This window comes from Lentilitoribacter sp. Alg239-R112 (genome assembly GCF_900537175.1).
GTDB lineage: Bacteria > Pseudomonadota > Alphaproteobacteria > Rhizobiales > Rhizobiaceae > Lentilitoribacter.
In genome coordinates, this window is record NZ_LS999833.1 from 1,942,408 (window position 1) to 1,966,480 (window position 24,073).

At 43.8% G+C, this 24,073-nt stretch carries 19 protein-coding genes; 7 read left to right on the top strand and 12 right to left on the bottom strand.

All coding sequences use genetic code 11. The features are described 5' to 3' along the window. Positions 1-59: 59 nt before the first annotated feature. Entirely contained in the window at positions 60-1,454 is a 1,395-nt protein-coding gene (locus G3W54_RS09670) for an MFS transporter (protein WP_162652856.1), read from the bottom strand. A 281-nt stretch (positions 1,455-1,735) separates the two neighbouring features. Here G3W54_RS09670 and G3W54_RS09675 point away from each other — a divergent pair, with 281 nt between their 5' ends. Next, complete coding sequence (locus G3W54_RS09675; RefSeq protein ID WP_162652857.1) at positions 1,736-2,434, top strand: cyclic nucleotide-binding domain-containing protein; 699 nt, start codon at positions 1,736-1,738, stop codon at positions 2,432-2,434. 100 nt (positions 2,435-2,534) lie between these two features. On the opposite strand, the gene G3W54_RS09680 is transcribed toward G3W54_RS09675, so the two are convergent. The 10 genes from G3W54_RS09680 to G3W54_RS09725 all read right to left on the bottom strand — a co-directional run bounded on the left by G3W54_RS09680 (position 2,535) and on the right by G3W54_RS09725 (position 17,300). Continuing rightward, positions 2,535-6,719, bottom strand: a complete 4,185-nt coding sequence (locus tag G3W54_RS09680; protein ID WP_162652858.1) for a peroxidase family protein — start codon at positions 6,717-6,719, stop codon at positions 2,535-2,537. 101 nt (positions 6,720-6,820) lie between these two features. Further along, positions 6,821-8,245, bottom strand: a complete 1,425-nt coding sequence (locus tag G3W54_RS09685) for an FAD-binding oxidoreductase (protein ID WP_162652859.1) — start codon at positions 8,243-8,245, stop codon at positions 6,821-6,823. Next, a complete protein-coding gene (locus G3W54_RS09690) occupies positions 8,242-8,697 on the bottom strand; it encodes a tripartite tricarboxylate transporter TctB family protein (protein ID WP_162652860.1) in 456 nt (151 codons plus the stop codon). The genes G3W54_RS09685 and G3W54_RS09690 overlap by 4 nt, the downstream gene beginning before the upstream one ends. Further along, complete coding sequence (locus G3W54_RS09695; protein ID WP_162652861.1) at positions 8,694-10,208, bottom strand: tripartite tricarboxylate transporter permease; 1,515 nt, start codon at positions 10,206-10,208, stop codon at positions 8,694-8,696. The genes G3W54_RS09690 and G3W54_RS09695 overlap by 4 nt, the downstream gene beginning before the upstream one ends. A 28-nt stretch (positions 10,209-10,236) precedes the next feature. Then, the gene (locus G3W54_RS09700; protein WP_162652862.1) at positions 10,237-11,190 is read right to left on the bottom strand and encodes a tripartite tricarboxylate transporter substrate binding protein; all 954 of its coding nucleotides are present in this window, start codon (positions 11,188-11,190) and stop codon (positions 10,237-10,239) included. A gap of 191 nt (positions 11,191-11,381) precedes the next feature. Then, a complete protein-coding gene (locus tag G3W54_RS09705) occupies positions 11,382-12,719 on the bottom strand; it encodes a sigma-54 dependent transcriptional regulator (RefSeq protein WP_162652863.1) in 1,338 nt (445 codons plus the stop codon). Continuing rightward, positions 12,716-14,611: an ATP-binding protein gene (locus G3W54_RS09710; RefSeq protein WP_162652864.1), complete on the bottom strand. Its 1,896-nt coding sequence runs from the start codon at positions 14,609-14,611 to the stop codon at positions 12,716-12,718. Before G3W54_RS09710 ends, G3W54_RS09705 begins: the two co-directional genes overlap by 4 nt. Positions 14,612-14,965: 354 nt before the next feature. Continuing rightward, positions 14,966-15,148, bottom strand: a complete 183-nt coding sequence (locus G3W54_RS09715) for a DUF2783 domain-containing protein (protein WP_162652865.1) — start codon at positions 15,146-15,148, stop codon at positions 14,966-14,968. After that, entirely contained in the window at positions 15,145-16,758 is a 1,614-nt protein-coding gene (locus G3W54_RS09720) for an FAD-dependent oxidoreductase (RefSeq protein WP_162652866.1), read from the bottom strand. Before G3W54_RS09720 ends, G3W54_RS09715 begins: the two co-directional genes overlap by 4 nt. Then, positions 16,758-17,300, bottom strand: a complete 543-nt coding sequence (locus G3W54_RS09725; RefSeq protein ID WP_162653644.1) for a VOC family protein — start codon at positions 17,298-17,300, stop codon at positions 16,758-16,760. The genes G3W54_RS09720 and G3W54_RS09725 overlap by 1 nt, the downstream gene beginning before the upstream one ends. A gap of 134 nt (positions 17,301-17,434) precedes the next feature. On the opposite strand from G3W54_RS09725, the gene G3W54_RS09730 reads away from it, so the two are divergent. After that, positions 17,435-17,917 carry a MarR family transcriptional regulator gene (locus G3W54_RS09730; protein WP_162652867.1) on the top strand — a complete coding sequence of 161 codons (483 nt, stop codon included), beginning with the start codon at positions 17,435-17,437 and terminating at the stop codon, positions 17,915-17,917. Here G3W54_RS09730 and G3W54_RS09735 read toward each other — a convergent pair. Continuing rightward, complete coding sequence (locus G3W54_RS09735; protein WP_162652868.1) at positions 17,905-18,345, bottom strand: MarR family transcriptional regulator; 441 nt, start codon at positions 18,343-18,345, stop codon at positions 17,905-17,907. The genes G3W54_RS09730 and G3W54_RS09735 overlap by 13 nt on opposite strands. A 278-nt stretch (positions 18,346-18,623) precedes the next feature. Here G3W54_RS09735 and G3W54_RS09740 point away from each other — a divergent pair, with 278 nt between their 5' ends. The 5 genes from G3W54_RS09740 (at position 18,624) to G3W54_RS09760 (ending at position 24,061) form a co-directional block, all read left to right on the top strand. Further along, a complete protein-coding gene (locus G3W54_RS09740) occupies positions 18,624-19,574 on the top strand; it encodes an MBL fold metallo-hydrolase (RefSeq protein ID WP_162652869.1) in 951 nt (316 codons plus the stop codon). A 137-nt stretch (positions 19,575-19,711) separates the two neighbouring features. Further along, positions 19,712-20,749 (top strand): TRAP transporter substrate-binding protein, encoded by a 1,038-nt coding sequence (locus G3W54_RS09745; protein ID WP_162652870.1) that lies wholly within the window; start codon positions 19,712-19,714, stop codon positions 20,747-20,749. 3 nt (positions 20,750-20,752) lie between these two features. After that, complete coding sequence (locus G3W54_RS09750; protein WP_197742817.1) at positions 20,753-21,289, top strand: TRAP transporter small permease; 537 nt, start codon at positions 20,753-20,755, stop codon at positions 21,287-21,289. Further along, on the top strand, positions 21,282-22,601 hold the full coding sequence (locus G3W54_RS09755) for a TRAP transporter large permease (protein WP_162652871.1): 1,320 nt from the start codon (positions 21,282-21,284) through the stop codon (positions 22,599-22,601). Before G3W54_RS09750 ends, G3W54_RS09755 begins: the two co-directional genes overlap by 8 nt. Before the next feature lie 368 nt (positions 22,602-22,969). Beyond that, complete coding sequence (locus G3W54_RS09760) at positions 22,970-24,061, top strand: MFS transporter (protein ID WP_162652872.1); 1,092 nt, start codon at positions 22,970-22,972, stop codon at positions 24,059-24,061. The last annotated feature ends 12 nt before the right edge of the window (positions 24,062-24,073 follow it).

The window sequence follows — 24,073 nt, forward strand, 5'->3', positions numbered from 1 at the left end:
TTTTAAGTTGGACCATAATCAGGCTGCCACGGATTTGACCGCCCGATTTTGCATTAAGTTTAAGTTGTTTTCTTCGCGATACTTTGCATCGCTAATTCAAGATCAGCATTTGCTTTTGCGGCCTTAGCCCTGATCACATCAATATTGGCAGCTGCAAAGTTTGCCCGCTCTTCATCCTCCTGCTTGGTGCTAAAGCGCACGAAGAAGGCTAAGAAGGATGCAATGGTCACGACCACGCCAATAATGAAAAACGCTTCTGACCAGTTCAATGTTCCTTTGAACAAAAAGCCTGCTGCAACCGCGCCAGCATTACCACCTGCGCCAACCACGCCGGCGACCGCGCCAAGCGCTTTCTTGTTAATGAAAGGAACCACTGAATAGGTGGCACCTTCAGCCATCTGCGTAAACAATGAGAACAAAATCAGCGCAGGAATTGCGAGGAATAAAACCTGCATCTGAGAGAAGAGCATCAAAGCCAACCCTTCGCAGAACAAGCAAATGAACAACCAGAATGCTCGCCCTTTCAAGCCCCAAATCGCACCATAATTATCACCGAAGATTCCACCAAGTGTACGAGCAAAAATGTTCATCAAACCGAATGATGCAGCAACAAGACCTGCTGTAATCAATCCAAGGTCAAAGTAATCGGCAAAATAGAGTGCAGCAACGTTGTTAACGGTCAACTCAATACCAAAGCATGCGCCATAGATCAGGAAGAGTACCCAAACGCGACTATCTTTAAGAGCCTCAAAATAGTCGCCGGTAACTTTCTTCTTCTCAGGCATCATGCCTTTTGCACGAAGTTCCTTAAAGTTTCCGTCCGGCGCATCTTGGGTCAGGAAATAATAAGCAATACCTGTGACAAATATTGCGGCCCCGACAACAACCATTGATAAACGCCAGCCGAGCGCTTCGCTGAAACCAAATCCAATCACAAAGACGGAGAAGATCATCGGCATAGCAAGCTGTGTAACGCCACCGCCAAGATTACCCCACCCCGCAGATGTTGCATTTGCTTGACCTACAACATTGGGAGCAAACATGACTGATGTGTGATATTGGGTAATAACAAAAGATGCACCAATTGCACCGATCATAAGACGGAATATCAAAAATGTTTCAAAATCTTGCGCAAGGCCAATCCCCATCACTGGAAACGCTCCAAGCGTCAACAGACCTGTATATGTAAGCCTTGGGCCAATCCTATCACACAGCCACCCGATAAGTAGTCGTGCAAAAATCGTAACAGAAACAGACGCAATAATGATCCAACCAATTTGATCCTTGGTAAGAGATAATTCATCACGTACGACTTTCATCAATGGCGCGATGCCAAACCAGGCAAAAAAGCAAAGAAAAAATGCAAACCACGTCATGTGGAATGTTCTTATTTGCACCATGGAAATTTTGAAAAAATTTCCCCACAGACTTGTTGCTTTGTTTTGTAGTTCCATCAGTATCCCCTTTGCGCAACAACATTGACCAACCATCAACAAGGTCCCGATATTCAAGTTTGCGGTCTCTCAGTTGAGGTCGTTTGCGGGGACAATTGTCTTGAAATTAAAACACCGGTTTGATCCAGATCAACTCAATGACCGATTGAGCTTGAAACAAGAGAGGTGGCACACTATTGCAAGAACCTGAGAAGTGCATGTCAATTTAGTCAGTTGCAGTATGCATCATTGCATGGTAAAAATATCAATTCATTCATTGATAAATATCAAGCAGAGTTCACATGCGCCCTACTGATTTGCCGATTGTAAGAGAGTTAAATCTGTTTTCCGAAATGGCAGAGGTCAATTTTCAGTCTATGATGGAAGCGTCTTATTTGCAGACTTTCCCTGCACATGTGGAATTAATTCGCGAAGGCGATCCGGCTGATTTTCTTTACATCGTTGTTGAAGGAAGCGTAGAACTGTTTGCCAAATCCAATGGCCGCGAAGCAACCATGGGCAATGTACGGCCCGTCGGAGCATTCATCTTAGCTGCCGTTTTAAAAGACGCAGTATACCTGATGTCAGCAAGGACCTCTGAGAAGTCCCGAGTCCTGATGATACCGTCCCAAAATGTAAGAGAAGCATTTGAAACCGACGATGCATTTACACGCTCAATCGTTGTTCAGTTAGCGAACTGTTATCGAGGTGTGGTAAAAGAATACAAAGATCTAAAATTGCGAACCGCCGTCGAAAGGTTAGCAAACCGTCTTCTTAGATACCATAAAAATCAGGGTGCTAATGGCTCCATAGAACTCCACCATGATAAACGTAAATTAGCATCACTTCTTGGCATGACGCCTGAAAACCTCTCAAGAGCATTTAATACGCTTAAACCTTATGGAGTGCAGGTAGATGGCTCAAAAATTCACCTCAATGATTTGTCAGCCCTTGAGACATTGGCAAAACCTAACGAGTTAATCGATAATCACCAAACTTAAAAGCATGGCCCAACGGTTTGCGCGCCGAGCCATGTTACTTCATTCTGTTGAGGGTCCTCAACCTTACTTAGATGTAAAAATTTAGATTCTGATTTTCATCTTAAACTAAACTATCGATCTGATACCACTGCTCTTCTTCTTCAAACCAGATGCCTTCGATGTCGGTCAACACATCAACATAACCCTCATCATCGGTTACTTGGTAAGAACCATTCTCACTTTTGGTGAAGGTATAATCATCTGAACTACCAGCATAATCTACTTGGTTATATTCTGGTCCTCCGCCATTGATGATGTCGTTCCCGCTAGAGCCTCGAATAGTATCATTTCCCAATCCACCATCAATATTATCATCACCGGAAGTGCCCACAATATAATCATTGCCATCAGTTCCGATAATGTCTCCACCAGTGGTTACAAGCTCATCAATGGGCTTCCATACGGCTTCACCCTCAAACCAAATGCCGTCTATATTTGTTAGCACATCAACATAGCCGTTGTCGCTGGTCACGCTATAAGAACCATCGTCATTTTTGACGAATACATAATCACTTGAACTGCCAGCATAATCTACTTGGTTATACTCTGATCCACCACCATTGATGATATCATTCCCATCAGAGCCACGAATTGTATCTCTTCCAAGACCGCCATCAATGTTGTCGTCTCCCGAAGTTCCAATAATGTAATCATCGCCGTCAGTTCCGATAATGTCTCCGCCTGATGTAACAAGTTCCTCAATCGGCTTCCATACGGCTTCACCTTTGAACCATATGCCACGAATATCGGTCAATATATCTGTTCCAGTTGGCTTTGTGACCGTAATTGTCTGATCCTGATTGCGTACAAAAGTGTAGTCGGAGGAAGATCCATCGTAGTCAACCTGATTGTAACCTAGATCTCCACCGTTGATAATGTCATCACCTGCAGACCCGTTTACAACATCAACACCGCCTTTGAGATTGATAAGATCATTCTCATCGGTTCCAGATAAGTAGTCGCTGTATTCTGTCCCGTCGATGATGTTCACGTCACCGTTGTTGTTTCCATCAGTGTAATTCGGTGCCAACACGACATTATCGATTTTTGTTTTTTGGTCATTAGAAACGGAACTATCTGACCTGAAAGTTAAACGGTCATTACCACCAGTTCCAACGACCTCCATCTCAAATGTTTTCCAAATATCAATTGGATCGATTGTGCCAACCAGTTCTCCATTCCATAGAACTTCCACAGCACCGTCAACATCTAGTGTAGCTTTGGCAGCGTCAAACGTTAAATGATAGGTTTCTCCAGACCTTGTTGGCACATCCTGATATATTTCATTCTGGGAATCTGTTTTTTCAATAATTAGGACTTGGTTTGCCTGATCAAGACCATAATGAACGCGATCACCAGCTTCATTGCGCCAACCCACAGAATGTTCATTTTCATTCCCGTCTTCATCAAACTCACGTAGGCTTATCTCACCATCCACAACGACAATTTGTTGTTCGTCCATTCGTCCGTTCAACAATACATTTCGATCATCATGATCAAATTTAAAGTTGCCATGAGACAGGTCCTCAATTCTCACACTTTTAAGCGTGATTTTTGAGTCTCCAACTTCCAAAATCGTGCTCCCACCATCTGATGAGATACTGACAGTAGCTAACAAGTCATCGATATTACGCACATCAAAAAGCGTTAGATCAACTCTATCTTTATTAATATTAAAGTCCTTGATCGTGACCTGACCTTCATTTTCAGACATTAGAACAATATCTTTGCCGGTACCGGTGTAAACTTTGTCATCTCCACCATTGGTTTGGATGAAATCATCACCCTTGCCACCAACTAGTAAATCATCACCAAGGCCGCCCTTAAGTTCATCATTTCCGGCACCACCATATATGCGGTCATTACCAGCATCACCGTTTAGAACATCATCACCAGCACGACCAAACAAACGGTCGTTACCATCATTACCATGCAATGAATCATTATCTTTACCACCGTCGAGATAATCATTGCCGTTACCGCCTACAAGCCGGTCATCACCCTCTCCACCAAGAAGATAATCATTGCCGTCCTCGCCTCTTAGGCCATCATTACCAACTTCGCCATAGATGATATCATTTCCATCTTGTCCATAGACGGTATCATTACCACCACCAGCTCGAATGACATTATCTAGATCATTTGCAACAATGGTTTCTGAAATGTCGTCAAAATTTGCGGTCTTTTCTGTTGCGCCCATTTTGACTTGCTTTGAAAGAGCAAAAACTTCGTCAGCAAGGAACTCTTGTCCAGTGTTTCGCATGAGGATATCTGAAAAATTCTGGTGCTCCAGAATAGCTAAAATCTCAGTATCTTTAAAATATTCATTGTAGTAGAATTTATCACCATCTTGCAGGCGATCCATTTGTTCCCAGAAAATCCATGTAAACGTGGTGCCCATCTGGCCTTCAGTAGCGCTACGTGGTTTTTCAGCAAGGCCACCAATCCACAAGTCAACATCGTCAACTGTATCGTAAACTTCCTTGAAAACCTCAACTAAACTTGGGTCACGCAAATTATCAGCAAATTCCTCCCAATTTTCATATGGTTTTAGTTCTTCATTACCCTTTAGTGCACGCGTTACATCAGATCCGTTTACTTCTGCATTTGAACCTTCATCGTAGAGTGCCCTTCTCACATCATTGAGTGTTTGGATACCCACCTCACGACCGCGTGCAATATTAATGGCCGCCAAATCGGAAGGTCTACCAAGCAATTGATTGCGTATGGCATTGACTATATTTTCATCTATTCGTTCATGGGAGAACTTGGTCGACCCGCCGATGATTGAATCTACACCCAGTTCCTCATACTTCGCGGGGCTAAGAAATGCCTCAACCAAAGATATTTCCTTAATCGTACCATCCTCAGTGGTATAAGGAATTTTTTCCGTTACCATGGAATGCCCTACACGATAAACGGCATGGGCAAACTCTTCCGAGATTTGACCGTCAACCCGTGATTGATAGCCGTTAAATCCGTTGGGGCCCTGCCCTGGTATCGATCCAGCTAGCGCTGGAATGAATTCTTCATAAACAATGCGCTGATACTCAGCACCGACAATTAATTTAGCCGACTGATAAAGCTCCTCTTGTGAGAGATGGGGTGCCTTTTCCTGCAATGTTTCAATCCAGAAATTATGGTCCCTGAAAAAAACCGTATGGAGCGATGTCAAGGCAACATTCTCGTTCAATCTGCCGTCACCAGCGACGTGGTGATCAAGCAATTTCTCCAAATTGAAGGATCCATGACCGGCAGGATTTGCATCGTGAGCAACATCAGCAAGCAAAGGATGCCCGCTTGGTTTTCCAGTCTCCGGATCGATAACATTTCGGAAATCTACGAAATGCTCGCCAGCCCGTAACATATCAAAGTCATTTGCAGCTATTGCCGCATCGATTACAGTTTCCAACATGCCATTGTTTATTAAAATATCGCGATATGTGGGCAGATCATCGTACCCACTGACATCTTTATCACCAGTTTTGAGACGCGCATGCTTAATGATCAAACCATCATCATCATACAGGACATTACCATTTTCATCCGTAGCGCTCTGACGAAGATAGTAGCCAATCGCATCGTCTGAGCCATAGACCTGACTTTGATCAATAAAAGGTGACGTTTTGTTGATATGAGCGCGTGGTGTATAGACTTCACCAGTCTCAGGATTGATCGCGCCCTCACCTCGCTTAATAGCGATTGAAGTGACATCATTAAAAGGATTGCCATCATCACTAAACTTATACAACGGATCGCTCTCATCCAAAGGAATGTAATATTTTTCATTTGGATCGCTAGAACGTTGTAAAAAGTCGAGACCATGGTCAAAATATTGACCGAACGAAGTCAGCAACTGGTTTGTACCGTGAAGACTGACGGTTGCATCCTCCTGCCCGTCCCCATCATCATCCTGATCAGCAATTGTGTTTGATATCACGCGCTCGTTGGCTAATGTTTGTTGACCATCAACGACCCCACGCGCAGACCCATTTTCACCATATTCTGCATCAGTAAGCCGAATGAGCGGTTGGTCTGTATTACTAAAATATGGATTATTTGCATTATTTCCATATCCATCCAACGTACGCTGATCACCCGAATCCAAAAATTGCTGGATCTCATCAACACTTTCGTCGCCAATATTGATTGGGTCTAAACTGGGAGTCTGTTCGTCTAAATAGGTACGATTTCTATCTTCATTCGTGTTGCTGTTATTCGAATTGTTTTGCTGAGAATCTGCCATTTCATTAATCCGCCTGCTAAGATTTTTTCAATAGATATCTCAAAAAATAAGCAGCGTGGATTTATAGTTATTTTAACCTTAACGAGTAAGGTAAATAGAAATTATTTTAATAAAACACCTGGATTCAGGATGTTATGCGGATCTAATGCATCCTTTATCTGACGCATAATTCTAACCTTCACTGGATCAGCATATCGCTCCAGATCGTCGACCTTAAGTCGGCCAACTCCATGTTCAGCACTAATGGATCCTGTATTGCTCGCTGTTGCTTCGTTGATTGCCATACGTAAATCGACAACAACATCCGAATTTTTTTTTATGAAATCGACTTTGCTTTCGCCGAGTGGCGGAAATACGTTATGATGTATGTTACCATCTCCGATGTGACCATAACTGTTAATCCGCAACTCTGAATGAACTTTAGATACTTCACTAACTGTATCATCTATAAAATCTGAAATCTTTGAAAGCGGCACCGCTGTATCGCTACTGCATATGGCGCCTTCGGCTTTATTTGCCTCTGCCATTAGTTCGCGAAGTTGCCATATTTTTTCACGCTGCGCACCCGACGTAGCTATCACGACATCCTTCAGATAATCTTCTTCAAACAGGCCCGCAAGCACGGTCTCTAAATCAGGCTGTAATGCTCTTGATCCTGCGACCTCTATTAAAAGATACCAATCCGAATGAGTGTTGAGAGGAGATTTACATTGGTCAAAATGTTGTGAAACAATCTTCAAACCAATATTAGACAACAACTCAATCGCTGAAACAGTATCTCCAAGTTTGGCACAAAGTCGTTTTAATACTACTAAAGCAGCTTTCACATTTGGAACCGCGCAAAAACTTGTTAGAACCTCTGTAGGTTGCGGCTTTAACGTGAGCGTTGCAGCCGTAATAATCCCCAGTGTTCCTTCACTGCCTATAAGTAAATTTCGCAGATCATAACCTGTGTTATTTTTGCGCAAAGGGTTTAAATCACTATAGATTGAGCCATCGGGCAAGACGGCTTCAATTCCTAAACACAAGTCCCGCGCATTACCATATCTTAAAACCTGCAACCCACCAGCATTTGTTGCCAAGTTACCACCAATTTGGCAACTACCTTTTGATGCCATCGAAAGCGGAAATATAAAACTCTTGTCTTCTGCAGCCGTGTGAATATTCTCCAAAATACAGCCAGCGTCCACGGTTATTGTCTCATCATCAATAGACAATTCTCGCACTTTATTCATGCGTTCGAGAGAGAGAATAATCACATTTTTATCATCAATTGATAGCTGCCCAGCTACAACGCCGGTACCTCCCCCATAAGGTATAATTGCTAGTCTTTGATCATTGCAATATCCAACTATTTGAGAGACTTCTTTTGTTGAAACTGGGCGTAAAATTATCTGGCCATTTCCATGAAAACGCCCTCTTGGATCATCAAAATACTGAGCACCATTATCCGCATGATCCCAGCCATTTTTATCAACCATATTTTTTAACGCATTCAAGTGCTCACTTGTGATATCGCTACTCATGGCAAGGGTACCAAAAGTGCATAACGAAAGAGCACATAAAAGGCCGTCATAATCACAGCTCCCGACAACCAATATACAAATATTGTCTTTGGTGACCATCTATCATGCATCGCAGCAATTAGCCCGCCTGCAAAGCCGATAGCGCCGGCCAGAAGAAAACCTATAAACGGCATAGCAAAGCAGGCCAACAACATGGTTCCAACCAAAAGGAGGCGACGCCCCCATGAGCCATTACCAAAGCCATCATCAGCCGATGGTTTTAGAAAACAAGTTATAAACGAAATTGTAGCGCATATTACGAGAACGGTTGCCACTGCGCGAGGAAACACTTGGGAATCAATATCTGAATAGCCAGTTGTGTCATATAAAGTAACGGCTCCAGCTAGAATGAAAAATGCTGAGATTATAAGCGTACCAAAGTTGGAAGGTGTTGTTGTATTACGAGTACTCATACCTTTTCCTCCGAGTGACGACTTGCGCGACGTTCGCGCCATTGTATGTAGATCGGGTAGCTTAGCGACAAAATGGTGAACGCTATGATCGCTTGAGAGATTGGTTGTCCAAAGAACATTCCAAATAAATTCTCCGTTGCAGCACCTATTATCCAACTTTGCACAAACCCTTGTTCTGCTATTGGCCCTAGTATAAGCCCAAGAACAATTGGAGATGCAGCAAAGCCAAAACGGCCGACCAACCAACCAAAGATGCCAAGTCCGATCATTAAGACTACATCTGAGATGCTATTGCGTATCGCAAATGTTCCAATGATCGTCATAAATCCAACGGTGGGAACGAGAACAGCTTTTGGAATTGTTACGATCGTTTTGTATGCATACCTGCCAATGAGTAAACCAATTGGCAGCATAATAATTGTCGCGATCAACAGGCCGTAAATAAATGTGTAAACGATCGAACCACCATCTGATTGAAACAACGCAGGACCAGTACGTACGCCTTGAACCAACAGCGCACCTAAGATCACGGCGTCCGGAGGCGTACCAGGAATACCGAGAACAAGTGTCGGGATAAAACCACCACCTACTGTCGCATTATTTGCAGCTTCCGTGGCCATGATACCATCAGGCTCACCCTCACCAAATTTTTGGTCAGGTCTCGCATTACGCTTTGCTTCAGAATAAGCAACCAGTCCGGCAACGGAACCGCCGGCTCCTGGTAAGATACCAACCAAAGTCCCAATGACAGATGATCGGATCAAATTCCACTTTGATCTCCAGGCTACTCGGGCGGCTTCTACAATTTTAACTGATCTGACTTCTTCCTTGAGTTCCAAATGTCGATCAGGAACGGCGACTAAGTCAATAAGGACTGGTATACAATAAAGGCCAATAAGTGCCCCAACGACACCAAATCCCGCAATCAATGTTTGGCTACCGAAAGTCAGGCGAATATCAGCTGAGATTTCCGCAACACCAACGGTTGATAAAATCATACCAAATGCACCTCCGACCAGTCCCTTGATAAGATTACCAGTCGATAGTGATGCAATCAGAGACAAACCAAATATGGATAACCAGAAATATTCGGTTGGCCCAAATGCCAATGCAACATCTGATAAGGGTGGTGCAATGAACAGCAATGCCAGTGCGCCCACTAAACCACCACATACCGACGCAAAACAAGCGATTGCAACAGCAAGATCACCTTTGCCCTTCTTGGCCATCGGGTAACCATCAAATGTTGTGGCAATTGCCGAAGGTGTCCCCGGCGTATTAAGTAAAATTGCAGCGTATGCGCCACCATATATGGCGCCAGTATATATGGCACCCAAAAGAATGAGCGCTGTGGCAGGCTCCATAGTGAATGTAATAGGTACAAGCACCGCCACAGCCATTGTTGCTGTTAACCCGGGAATTGATCCAATAACTGTCCCTGCAACAACACCCAAAATTGCCAACATTAAGTTCATTGGTGTAAACGCAGAGATTAAGCTTCCGAAGTCCATTTATACCTCCCCAGGTTAACTTAATCTATTATTCTATGAGGCCTGCTTCGCGCGCATCCTTCAAATATTCTGCGCTACGGTCTTTCATGAAATCATCCATTTCATCAGCTGAAACATCAAGCATGGCAAACCCGCCATCAAGCATTTTCTTTATGAATGCTTCATCTCTATTGATATCAGCGATGATGTCGGACCATTTCTTTTTGGTTTCGTCGCTTGCTGTATTTGGTAATGCAATACCGCGATATGCGCCGCCAATCATATCAAATCCAAGCTCCTTAAATGTCGGGACATCAGGAAATAATGGATGGCGACCTTCCATTGCAACGGCAAGCATCCGCACGGCTTCGCCTTGTTTAGCTCCAACAGTTGAATAACCCCATTCTGCTTTAACCTGACCACCAAGCAATGCAGTAACGGCGGCACCTGTACCCTTGAACGGAACATATGTTGTTTTAACATCTGCCATCTTATCGAACTTAATTTGTGCGAGATGATTTGCAGAAGCCTTCCCTGATCCAGAAAGTGTAACCTTTCCTGGGTTTTCTTTCGCATCATCAATCAAGTCTTGAAGAGTTTGATACGGGCTATCCGCTTTTACAACAATTGCATCTGGTGTGAAATGGAACATGTAAAATGTGTTCAAATCTTCGGTTTTAAACCCGACATCCTTTTGCGCTGGCTTAATGATAATATGTGGAAGATTAACTCCCATGATGGTCTGTCCGTCGCCATTCAAACCATTCAGTGAAGCCCAGCCCACAGCGCCTCCACCACCGGGTTGGTAGGAAATGACCATATCTTGGCCAAACTTATCTTTGAAAAATGGTTGTTGTAAGCGGGCCGAGATATCGGACTCACCGCCAGGACCAAATGGAATAACATAATTTACCGGGCCGGCTGTTTGAGCTTGTACGGTAAAACCGGTTGCTGTTAGAACTGCAATTGTAGCTGCGGCTTTAATAAGTGTTCTTCTGAACATGAGTTCCTCCCTGAAGATCATATAAATACTCACTACGAGTATCAGCATATGAACTCAGGAAATTTGTTCTGTGCAAATTGAAAACAGCATACGACATACCAAATTTACTGAATATTTTCATAAGATGGGTGAATTTCGTAACATCAGATGATTATGATGGGTAGAAAACCGCACATTTTACCAACACCACATCAACGGTAATCATTTTTGTCTAAACCATGCTTTCGCATTTTTTCGTAAAGTGACTTCCTAGATAAGCCCAATGCCTCTTGTGTGGACTTCAACACACCATTGGCTGATTTCAATTCAGCAATAATTAATTGCTTTTCAACAATCATAAGCTGGTCTGCTAATGGCAGGTATGAACTTGTGTTTTCATCTATCTCACCTAATTTCGATAGGCCCAATACATATCTATCAGCTTCATGCTTTAACTCTCTGATATTCCCTGGCCAATCATGTGACAAAACCTTGGACATGAAACCTCTGGGAATGGTTGAAATTTCTCTGCCATACTTCACTGATGCTTCGTTCATCAGTTGGATAAAAAGTTCCGGAATGTCATCTGTACGTTCAGCCAACGGTAACATTTTTAATTCAATCTGATTTAGGCGGTGCCACAGGTCTGCTCTGAACTTTCCATTCTCAATAAAGGAATTTATTCCATCGCTTGCGGCGGCTATAAATCTGACATCAAGTTCAATAATCTCATTAGAGCCTAATCGTTGAGTAGTACGGTCTTCAACCACTCGCAGCAGCTTTAATTGAAGTTCGGGTGAGGAAGCATCTATACCATCGAGAAAAACGGTACCTCCTCTCGCCGTTTCTAGCTTTCCAAACCTTGACCGAACTGCGCCGTAAAAAGCCCCTTGTTCATGGCCAAACAAAGTGCCTTCCATTTGGTCATCGGAAAGTGCGCCACAGTTGATCACAGTAAATGGCTTTTCCTTTCGCCTACTCAATGAATGGATAGAACGGGCCACCACTTCTTTCCCGGTTCCGGTCGCACCGGTGATCAAAATATCTGTATCTATGGGCGAGATTACTTTTATATAATTTCTAAGTTCCGTAGCAAACGCGGACTGGCCAGTAATCTGGCTTTCCAAGTTATCTTGTTTGGTAAGACTTAAACGAAGCGTGCGGTTCTCTAGTATTATTTTACGCTTTGCGATTGCCTTCTTAGCAACTTCCACAAGGTGGTCTGGGTCAAAGGGTTTTTCAATAAAGTCATATGCACCAGATCGCATGGCATCCACTGAGAGTTTAATATCTCCGTGGCCCGTAAGCATTATAACAGGTATGTCCTGATCTTTATCTAATACTGAACTTAGCAACTGGAATCCGTCCATCAGCGGCATTCGAATATCCGAAATTACTATGAAGGGGCTATCTTCACCAATAATATCTAAAGCCAAATTTGCATCTTCAAATGTTCTTACATTTAAGCCAGAAAGTTGAAATTTTTGGGAAACCGCATTTCGTAAATGTTCTTCATCATCAATAAATAAAATTTCGAATTCATTATTCATTCGGCTGCTATCTCTTTTGTGTTTGCTAACTGAAGGGTCACGGAAAAAATGGCACCACCATCAACATGGTTTTCTGATTTGAGCTCACCATTAAAATCTTGTAAAACATTGTAGGAAATTGATAGACCTAAACCTAAACCTTCATTCACACCCTTCGTTGTGAAAAATGGATCAAATACCCGGTCCTTGATTTCATCGCTTAATCCTGTTCCATAATCCCTGAAGTGAACGACAACCGACTTTTGGTCTCTATATTCTATAGAGATGTCTATGGCGGGCTGATCCTTGTCCTTCATTGCATCTAGGGAATTACTCAACAAATTTACAAACACTTGCTGTAGGCGCCCTTCTCCACCTAATATGTAAATCGGTCTACGCTCGAAATTAAAGTTTATTTTTGCACGGCTGTCTTTGATCCGACCACTCATAATAACTTCAACGGCCTTAAAAACTTTTTCAAGATCTACACATGAAGCTGTCTGATTTGGTTTGCGCGCAAAGTTTCTCAAATGTCTTGTTAACTCAGCCATTCGATCAGACATCATTGAAATATAATCAATATTCTCTTTTGCTTGCGTGGTATTATTTCGCTTCAAAAATTCCCCCGCATTATCAGCATAAGTGCGAATAGCAGCAAGTGGTTGATTAAGTTCATGAGATAGAGCTGCTGACATTTGTCCTAATGCTGCTAACTTGCCGGCTTGCACAAGCTCTCGTTGAGTTGCGCGTAGTTTCTCCTCAGTTTGAATGCGCTCGTTAACTTCAATCGAAAGTGTATTGTTTGCGACTTTCAGATCACGAGTGCGCTCGTCTACACGATTTTCTAACTCTCTCTTCGCTTGTTCCTGTTGGCGTACATTATTTATAAACTGCGCTCGGCGATGTATGATAAATCCAACGAAGGTGAACAAAAGTAGAAGAAGTAAAAACGTGACAAACATAACGCTGTAAGAAAGTTTAGCTACTTTGGTAATCGGACTTAAAACATAAACAGTCCAACCAGCATTTATAACATTTGCAGGGGTAGCTAAAAATGTTTCGTTATGGGATCGGTCTTCAGAATCCAAGATTGTCAAAAGTCCGACATCTTTAATACTGGCATTTACAAACTGCGTATCAAGAATACCCAATTTTGATAATGGGTATTGTCGTGATCTTTTTATATTCTCTATTACGCTGGCTGCATTGATCACACCAAGAGGTAAGGAGTTCATCGACTTAAAAAGCCAGTTTTTATGGCTAGACATAAAAATGATCCCATGGCCATCGACAGCTACAATTTCACTTCCAGATTTTTGCCATCCATCTTCAATCTCATCAATTTCGATTTTAACAGCAACAACTCCAACAACTTGATCATTAATCTTTACTGGAGCAGAAAAATAATAACCACGCCTCAGAGAAGTCGTACCCAAAGCAAAATATATTGCCTTCTCACCTTTGATAGATTTTTTCACATAAGGCCTGTAACTTAAATTTCGACCTATAAATGAATGTGCTTTATCATAATTACTAGAAGCTACAGTCGTGCCCGAAAGGTCTATCAGATAGATATCCGACGCTCCGGTCTCAACTGTAACATTCTTCAAAAGTATGTTCATTTTCTCAAGCGGGCGATCATTTTTTGTCTGAACAGAAAAAAACTCTAAGACTGTACTATCACGCGCCAACAGTGCTGGAACTGAATCATAGCGTTCCAAATAATCACTCAATCCAGACACAACCAATCTGGATGTTTCCGCATCTTCTGTCGCTTGGCTTTTCAGGAAATACTGGTGAGAATATTGATACGAAATCGTCAGACAAAAACCCATGATTGCCAAAATGGCCAAAATAGATAGAAGCCGTACAGCAATTTGTGAGTTCGAGAATTTAGTTTTTACAACTTCCATATGGAATTAAGAACAGAAAAGAAGTTGAAATTCAACAGGGAGAACAGAAACACTATATTAGATACAATTCAAGATGTTGTTGACTTGCACCCATATGATGAGCTTGCATTTTAAGGCAACAATATCATTGGTTCGGCAAAGATGTAATTTTCTAATCAGAAGTAACCAAATTTCACTTCCATACAAATAAACTCACCCACATAAAAATCTAACACCTCGAACAAAAGAGCCCGAGGTGTTAGACAAAGCTGGCAATAAACTGATCAAGCAATCTACAAATTAAAACTCGAAAGCAACCCGTAATTCCGATATTAATAAACTATCGGATTTTTACGCTCAACCTGTCAAAGCTTCTTACTTGGCAAGTTCAATCGCGTCTTTTAAATCTTCTAAGTTACCGACTTGATTTGCGAGAATTAATACAAGTCGAGCGTTCATATCATTGGCTTCTTCATCAGACATTTCTCTCTGAGCATCCGTTAACATCTCGTAGAAAAGATCCGGATTTTCGATATTCGGTTTTAAATTGAGGCTCATGAGGAAGCTCCTGCAGTTGCACGAGCAATACCAGCCCGAATTTTGTTCACATCAAACTCACGCCAACGGGCAGCAACGTGTTGATCGGGACGAATGAGGTAAACACAACCCTCACCCTTATCATACCGTTCAGCAGCAAAGCCGTGATCATCATTGAAATCTTTACCTTCAACGATCAGTTTAGGCGAAAAAACACCGGCATCAACGGCTGCTGGATTTAACCCAAATACAAGGAGTGTAAAACCTTCGCCGAGTTGTTGAAGTAACCATGCATCTTTGCCTGCGACCTTTATAGGCGCATCTGCGGCGCAGGTACCTGGCAGCATCTTACCTGCCCATTTGCTGTCATCTTTTACATTCAAAGAGCTGTCGACATAAGGTGTCGGCGTTGAAAGGCGGCCCGAATTGACCAGAGGACGGGCAAATTCATGATCCTTGGACAGGGTCAGCACTGCATTCCGATAGCGACGAGATGCATTATTCTTAGGTGAAATGAAATCTGTCGAACGTGTTGAATTAAGCAGATTATCATCAGCAGCAAATGCACGTTCATCGTGATAACTATCAATCAATGCCTCAGGTGCTTCGCCCCGAACAACAGCAGCAAGCTTCCAAGATAGATTATCAATATCCTGAACCCCTGTATTTGCACCACGCGCACCAAATGGTGATACTTGGTGTGCTGCATCACCAGCAAAAAGAACACGGCCATAACGAAACTGATCAATGCGTCGGCAAGCAAACTGATAAACCGAAGCCCATTCAAGCTCAAATTCAACATCCTCGCCAAGCATAGCTTTGACACGCGGGATGATATTTTCAGGTAACTTCTCCACCTCTGGGTCGGTGTCCCAACCCAGTTGGAAATCCAACCGCCAAACATCGTCTGATTGTTTGTGAAGCAATGCAGATTGACCTTTATGAAAATCAGGATCAAACCAAAACCAACGTTCCGTCGGAAAATCAGCCTTCATAACAATATCTGCAATCAGAAAACGATCTTCGAAGAACTGGCCAACAAATTCGGCTCCAACCATCCGGCGAACATCCGAATTGGCGCCGTCACAAGCAAGCAGCCAATCAGCTTCCATATTGAAAATTCCATCTGGCGTTTCAATTGCTACTTCCACATGATCATTGTGAGAATGCAGTGAAACAACCTTGTGTTTCCAACGTAGGTCGACGAGCGGATTTTCCATGCATGCGGCGACCAAATATTCCTCAAGATAATACTGCTGAAGATTTATAAAAGCGGGAATCTTATGTCCATCTTCAGGCAAAAGATCAAAATCATAAACTTCTTGATCACGGAAAAATACACGACCCAGTTTCCACTCAATGCCCTTATCAAGCATCGGCTTAGCGACACCCAGGCGATCCCATATTTCAAGCGGACGCTTAGCGTAGCAAACCGCACGAGAGCCAACCGAAACAGTATTGTTGTCGTCCAAAACAACAACTTTTAAACCGCGTGCTGCAAAATCCAGTGCTGCGGTGAGACCCATAGGGCCTGCACCAACAACAACGACGGTATGCCGCAAGACCTCACCATTTTTTTGTTCAATTGATTGAACGTAATCAAATTCAGGGAAATCATACGTATTTAACATCAGTCCTTCCCCAACTCTTTCGAATGTAGCCAATCGGCATGTTGCGGTGCCTTCTTGGTGCGAGACCACTCTTCAAGCATATCCCATTTCACAGCATCCAAACGCTTGATCATAGCCTCTTCTTCTGGATCGGGACACGCAAGTTCAACACGGTGACCATTCGGATCAAAGAAATAGATAGAGTGGAAGATTGAATGATCTGTTACACCCAGTACATCGACGCCTTCAGCTTCAAGGTGTGCTTTAAAGCCCATCAGTGTTTCGCGATCCTTCACCTTAAACGCAATATGCTGCACCCAGATCGGCGTATTAAGATCTCTGCCCATTTCCGGTTTTGTAGGCAGTTCAAAAAAGGCAAGCACATTACCGTTGCCAGCATCCAGGAACAAGTGCATGTAAGGGTCAGGCTCATGAGTAGATGGTACATGATCTTCTGCAATTGCCAGCACGAAATCCATGTTGAGCATCTTTGTGTAAAACTCTACCGTTTCTTTGGCGTCCTTGCAGCGATATGCTACGTGATGGATTTGGTCCAGTTTCAGATTTTGCACATTCATGTTAATCTCCTCCAAGTTTGTTGCATTTGCAATGAATATTGTTAAATCACAATTTTTGGATTTGGTCCAGATAAAATCGTTGCATTTGTAACAAATATTTTTTTCCGAAAGGATGTTTAGTGAAACTAGAGACATATTTTCCCTACAAACTAGCGGCCACGGCAGAAGCTTTCTCGCGTAAACTTGTTGAAGTATATGGGCACACATATGGATTATCGCGTGAGGAGTGGCGTTTATTATTACTACTTGCCGAAGCTGGACAACTCAGTTCACTTGAGCTCAAACAACGGACAACACTCGATAAAGTACAGGTCAGCAGAGCGGCTCAGAAATTGGAAGATAAGGGATATATTAGCCGTTCTGTGCCAGCATTGGACAGGCGTTTACGCGTTTATACTTGTACAGAAACGGGGCAGAATCTGTTTTCTGATGTATTCCCCAAGGTTCAAACAAGAGCCGATGCAATTCTTGAAAACATGAGTACCGACGATCGAAATGCGCTAAACAAGGGCATAGAGGCCCTCGCAAAAGCGGTTCTGGCTCATGCACAAAATTCGCTAAAACCTGACAGTGTAGATAAGCCGGATGATTATTCAGATTGATCCATTAGGCGATCCAACGCCAGTTGAAGTGTTTCTTCCTGATCACCCAGAATGACATTGAGCTCTGATTGAAAGGATTGCGCAATGGGAATAAGTTCACTTAGTAACTCGACGCCCTGTTTGGTCAATGTTAACTTAAGCAACCTTCTGTCACTGCTATCGATTTGCTTGATCAGATGCCCTTTCGTCTCAAGTTTGGCGACAGCACGACTGACCTTTGATTTTTCTAAACTGACGCGTTTTTCAATATCTCTGACTGATGGATCTTCTGCATAACCAACATTTAAAAGCACTCGCCATTCCGGCATCGAGATATCATATTTGCTCTTATACTGCCGAGCCAGCTCAGAGCTTAATCGGCCAGCAAGTACCGCAAAACGGTAAGGCAAGTAGCGTTCCAAATCAAAATCCGGCAGAGATTTAGGCATATTTGTACCTTCAATTTTTACACTGATATAAACAGCAAAGTCGTTGCAAGTGCAATTATTTTATTGACATTGTTGCAAATGTAACGAATAGTCATATCAATTGCAACGATTACATTTGCACATATAGGATGGGAGGTCCTAGTGGACAAAATTGTAACATAACGAATTGACGGCTACTTAAAGTAGTCAAGGCATATCCTCAAGGATACATGTCCAACTTTCAACTTATTATCGATCTGGCTTCCGTCATGGCAGCAACATAAATAAGGAAACGTATGATGGCTAAAGCTTTTGCTTCTCAAGGTGATATGACAGAGAAGAAAATCACTTTTGATGAAATCGGTGACGGACTATACGCCTTCACCGCAGAGGGCGACCCTAATTCGGGTGTAATTATCGGTGATGACAGCGTTATGATCGTGGAAGCGCAAGCAACACCTCGACTGGCGCAGAAAGTCATCGACCGTGTGCGAAGCATCACAGACAAGCCGATTTCCCATGTAGTTCTTACCCACTATCATGCTGTGCGCGTGCTAGGTGCTAGTGCATTTGGGGCAGAAAATATTATCATGTCAGACAAGGCCCGCGCCATGGTTGTGGAGCGTGGCCAAGAAGACTGGGATAGCGAGTTCCAACGGTTCCCACGCTTGTTTGAAGGACATGAATCCATTCCGGGCCTAACATGGCCGACGACGACTTTCAGCGATTCCATGACTGTTTATCTTGGCAATCGTCGTATCGATATCAAACAAATTGGTCGCGCCCATACTGCAGGTGATACGGTTATTCACGTTCCAGATCAAAATGTTATGTTTACCGGTGACATCGTTGAAGACCATTCCGCTTGTTATTGTGGAGACGGACATTTTGCCGATTGGGGCCAAACGCTCGACAACATCAAGGCTTACGATGTAGATGCTATTGCACCAGGACGAGGTGGAGCTTTAGTTGGCAAGGATGCGGTTGAACGCGCTATTGAAAGCACACGAGATTTCGTTGATAGCACCTACAAACCAGCGGCCAAAGTCGCAGCGTGTGGTGGCAGCTTGAAAGAAGCATGGGATGCAGTTCGACAGGCTTGCGATCCAAAATTTAAAGACTATGCAATTTATGAGCATTGTTTGCCCTTTAATGTTTCGCGTGCCTATGACGAAGCTCGAGGGATCGACACTCCCCGCATATGGACCGACAAACGTGATCTTGAAATGTGGGAGCAACTTCAAGGCTAATCTTTAACGTATAAAATCACCTGCCATTTGCCACCGATGACTTCTACGCAAATATCTTGTGGTTCTTAATGACGTTCTAAGGAGTACTGCGGGGCGCCCTGCACCTCAAAACACCATTCAATCAGGAGGAAAGAATAATGAAAATTAAAAATTTGGCGATTGGGTCAGCCGTTGCTGCCGCCATATTAGGCTCAAGTATCATGACATCCACGATGGCCTTTGCAGATACAACACTTGCTTTGTCCAGCTGGCTGCCACCGCGCCATCCCATCGTCATTAATGCTATAAAACCCTGGGCGAAAGAAGTATCCAAGGTCACGGAAGGTCGTGTCAAAGTACGGATTCTTGCAAAACCTCTCGGCCCGCCGCCCGCCCATTATGATATGGCAGCCGATGGCATTGCCGACATTACCTATGGCTTGCATTCTTTCACAACCGACAATCGTTTTGAACGGTCTCGTATTGGTCAATTCTCATTTCTGGGCGATGATGCTGTCTCTGGCTCAAAGGCGTTCTGGAATGTCTATTCCGGCTCTTTAGATGCCCAAGCAGAGCATGAAGGTGTAAAGCTATTAGGCTTGTTTGTTCATGGACCAGGCGTACTTCATAACAAAGTCAGACAGATTGAAACCAAAGCTGATATGGATGGATTAAAAATCCGTGTCCCCGGCGGATACATTTCTGATCTGATGTCCGATCTAGGAGCAGAAACTCTGTTCATGTCATCCGGAGAGGTGTTTGAAAAACTATCTCGCGGCGTCATTGATGGTGTAACTTTTACCTATGAAGCGCTTACCGCATTTAAATTGACCGATGACCTTAAATACACCATGCGTGTACCGGGTGGTCTTTATAACACAACTTGGTTTCTTGTGATGAACAAGGGAACTTGGGAGGGCATTTCCGAAGCAGATCATGCCGCTATTGAAGCGATCTCTGGTGCAGCCTTTGCCGAACGCGTAGGCACCGCATGGAATGGCGCAGATGAAAAAGCGCTCGAAGGCATTAAGAAGGCAGGAATTGAGATCACCGATGCACCGGCTGAACTGTTAGAATCTATCAAATCACTCGCAACCGTGCGTGAAGCTGCATGGGCAGGTGCAATTGCAGAAGATGGATTTGACGGCGCTGCCGCGTTACAAGAGCTACGTACGCAAACAGGCGTGGAGTATTGATTAATGGAGCGTTTTCGACATCGTTTTAGAGGTGGGGATGGCGATATGGATATTGGCGCCGTTCTGCAAAACACACTGGGTGTCGGAGCCGCTCTTTTACTGTTCAGCCTAATTCTAGTCACATGTGTTGACGTTGTGGGGCGGTATTTCTTTTCCGCCCCATTAAGCGGTGCATTTGAAATCACCGAAATCCTTCTGGCAGCGCTCGTCTTCACAGCCCTGCCCCTGACCACCGAACGAAAAGAACATATCGAAGTTGATCTACTTAATGTTGTTCTAAGTAACACTATAAAAAGATATTTTTCGGCTTTCGCCGGGCTCTTTTCCGCAGCACTTCTAACCACTCTTGCCTGGCGTCTCGCTTCGCACGCTTTGACAACAGCCGAACATGGCGCAACAACAAATGCACTCGGCATTCCGTTAGCTCCATTTGGCTATCTGGCGGCCTTCTCTTGCCTCGTGAGCGCATTTATTGCATTCCTGCGCGGCATATATCCTGCCAATGAAACAGATGATAAGAAGCGAGACGAGCATGGTTGAATCGCTTATCGGCTTTGCTGTTCTTCTTGGTCTAATTCTCATCCGCGTCCCAATTGCCTTTGCAATGGCAGCCGTCGGCGGTATCGGGTTTGCCCTTTTGCGCGGTTGGCAGCCAGCTTGGGCAATGACAGGACAGGTCGCTTTTGACTCTGTCCTATCCTACAGTTTGTCAGTTATCCCACTATTCATTTTTATGGGTAATGTCTTGGCAGGTTCAGGCGTAGCCCACGGTCTTTTTGCGGCAGCAAATCGTCTATTTGGGCGCACGCGAGGCGGCCTTGCAATGGCATCAGTATTCTCCTGTGGCGGGTTTTCTGCGGTCTGCGGCTCATCACTTGCTACAGCTGCAACCATGTCAAAAGTCGCAATGCCATCCATGCGAAAATTTGGATATGATGATCGGTTGGCAACAGGTTCCATTGCAGCAGGTGGCACGCTGGGCATTTTAATTCCACCCTCGGTCATTCTAATCATCTACGGGCTTTTAACTGAAACCAATATTGCAAAGCTTTTTATCGCGGGCGTTGTGCCTGGCCTTTTAGGCGTAATCCTTTACCTGCTAGCAGTGAAAATTGCAGTCTGGCACAATCCGAATTTAGCGCCAGATATTGAAACTGAGCGCCCACCAATGGGGCGTTCAGATTTTATCGGTGTGCTTTGCGTTCTTGGTCTTTTTACCTTCATCATGGTAGGTATTTATGGCGGGTTCTTCACACCTACAGAGGCAGCGGGAATGGGCGCAGGCGCATCGGTACTAATAGCCGTTGCCTTACGTACAATGTCGTGGCGAGCTTTTCTGACAGCAACGTTTGATAGTGTACGTGCAACCGCGATGATCTTCGCAGTCATCATTGGCGCTGAGTTATTTTCAAATTTTGTTAATTTCGCTGGCCTACCAGATGCTTTGGCTACGCTGGTGCTTGATTTAGAGATGCCAGTTTGGGTGGTGATAATGATGATCATCCTCATATATATGATCCTCGGGTGCGTTCTAGAAAGCCTTTCCATGGTTTTATTGACTGTACCAGTCTTCTACCCGCTTATGTATGAATTGCCCTTTGCCAATGAGCTTTTGCAAGACCCGGAACTTGCTCTGATCTGGTTCGCAATTGTCGTCGTCGTTGTCACAGAAATAAGTTTAATCACGCCTCCTGTCGGCATGAATGTTTTTGTCTTGAAATCCGTTCTAAGGGACGTATCTTTGGGAACTATATTTCGGGGAGTCCTCCCTTTCTGGCTTGCCGATATTGTTCGTCTTTTGATGCTGATAACAATCCCATGGCTGTCTTTATGGCTTGTAACTGCAATGTGAATAATCCAAGTCTGTATAATCAAGCTCATACATGTGAACTGTTCTTTGCTCGCAAAACACATAAATCTCGTACACGTTTTCATACAAAGGAGAGTGCGCGTAAAAAATCGAAAATCAATTATTGTCGCGCATCCGGTTGCATAGAAATGCGCTGTTCATAATTTCATATTACTAAGTAAATGTCACAAATGTTTGCTAAATACCTCCTTGAAATTCCTTAGGCAAACCACCAATTAAATCTGCATGTCGGGTTTTGTGTAAAAAACACTCCGTCATCAACATGGACTACCAATAATCCAGCTAAGCATGGAGTAAATTCAATTAAAAACCGCATTTCTGATTTAAGTGCCATCCGGCTGGTTTTTCTCTTGCAGCCGATCGTTTTGGGCGCTTGGTTTCCCCGCATTCCACAAATACAGGCCACACTTGATTTAAGTGCAGGACAACTGGCATTTGCTCTGATGGGATTGCCCGTCGGCCTCTTTGCTGCTCTCGCGTTTGGCGGTCGTTTAGCTGAAGCTTTGGGTACACGTCGGCTTCTGACTTATGGCTTAATTACCTACTTAATATTGATGCCGCTGCCGGCCTTTATGGGATCAGGTGTATTATTATTCGGCGCTCTCGCGCTTGCTGGCCTTGCGCTGGCGATAGCGGAACTAGGGCTGAATGTGACCGCAGCGGAAGTGGAAAGTCGCGCTGACCGATTAATCATGAATGGCTGCCATGGATTTTGGAGTGTCGGCGTTTTAATAGGCAGTGCCATAGGATCAATTTTTGCCGAATTACGATTAGCACCCAATATCTCATTGAGTATTCTATCATTCATTTCATTAATACCGCTTATTTATTCCGCCAGACAAATCACCGACTTTTCGGTGCCAAAGCCCGATCCAACCGAGGGCGAACAAAAACCAATTACAAAACCGCTCGTGTTCATCTCACTATTTGGATTCGGTATCGCGATGACAGAAGGTGCCATGGCTGATTGGATTGCAATCTTCATGACAGATATCTTTGAGGCATCGCCGGGTGTTGCCGGTGCAAGTTTTACAGTTTTTTCTCTATTTGTCGCATTTGGTCGCTTTCAGGGTGATAAGCTAAAAGCGCGTTTTGGAGTCGAAAAACTTGCTGGAAGTTTTGTCATCGCAGCTTTGGCCGGACTACTCGTAGCCCTGTTTAGCCCTACAATTATAGCCTCATTCATCGGAATCGCATTTTTAGGGTTGGGAGTCTCACTCGGGTTTCCACTCGCGGTTAGCGCGGCAAGCACCCTACCAGGGCGCTCAAGCGCAAGTAACGTTGCGATACTAACACAAATGACTCTTTGTGGATTTTTAGTCGGGCCTCCGGTAATAGGTCTAATTGCCGAATTTTCATCCATTCAAATAGGATTATTGGCACTAAGTCCGGCGCTCGTAATGGCATTATACTTCTCACGCTTTCTGCGGACGCATCCATAACAACCGCACATT